This is a genomic window from Streptomyces sp. P9(2023) (genome assembly GCF_032436795.1).
Taxonomy (GTDB): Bacteria; Actinomycetota; Actinomycetes; order Streptomycetales; family Streptomycetaceae; genus Streptomyces.
Map to the genome: position 1 here is coordinate 1 of NZ_JAUPWM010000458.1, position 273 is coordinate 273.

Consider the following 273-nt stretch of genomic DNA (forward strand, 5'->3'; position numbering starts at 1 on the left):
GTACGCCACCTTTACGGCACAATGTCAGCAACTCAATCAAAGTATCACGACAATCGGCAGGTAAAATGGCTAAGCTTATTCCACTCAGATAAATGACTTGATGTTGGCTGAGTTTTTGAGCAAGGCTGAGCAGCTTATGCTCGCGCAGCCAATATTTAGCTGCGGAATCGTGACGCCAATAATAAAAGCTTCGTTCCCCTTCAGGAGTGGTTTCAATGGCGTAGATTCCTGGTAGCTTAGTCTCAGAGATTTGGACTAGGTCAGTATTAATCC

At 45.1% G+C, this 273-nt stretch carries 1 protein-coding gene; it reads right to left on the bottom strand.

The annotated features are described in order from the left end of the window. Positions 1 to 273: PfkB family carbohydrate kinase (locus Q5762_RS38365; RefSeq protein ID WP_315896941.1), on the bottom strand; the 273-nt coding region annotated here is incomplete at both ends.